The organism is Achromobacter sp. GbtcB20, assembly GCF_019091095.1.
Taxonomy (GTDB): Bacteria; Pseudomonadota; Gammaproteobacteria; order Burkholderiales; family Burkholderiaceae_B; genus Achromobacter; species Achromobacter mucicolens.
On record NZ_JAGXJZ010000409.1, the window covers coordinates 1 to 310 of the forward strand.

The window sequence follows — 310 nt, forward strand, 5'->3', positions numbered from 1 at the left end:
CCTGCACCGCGACAGCCTGGGCAGCGTGCAGCCGATCAAGCCGGGCGAAGTCAACTGGATGACGGCCGGGCGCGGCATCGTCCATTCCGAGCGCACCGCCAGCGAACGCCGCAGCCAGGGCTCCGACCTGTTCGGCCTGCAATGCTGGGTGGCCCTGCCGCGCGCGACCGAGGAAAGCGATCCGGACTTCGCCCACATCGGCGCCGCGGAACTGCCCTTCATCGAGGATGGCGGCGTCAGCGCGCGCGTGGTGGCTGGCAGCTACTGGGGCAAGAAGGCGCCTGTGCCCACCCACTCGGACATGTTCTAT

At 69.4% G+C, this 310-nt stretch carries 1 protein-coding gene; it reads left to right on the forward strand.

Going from position 1 to position 310, the window contains the following annotated elements; all coding sequences use genetic code 11:
* Nucleotides 1–310: pirin family protein (locus tag KVT32_RS29540; RefSeq protein WP_217619366.1), on the forward strand; the 310-nt coding region annotated here is incomplete at both ends.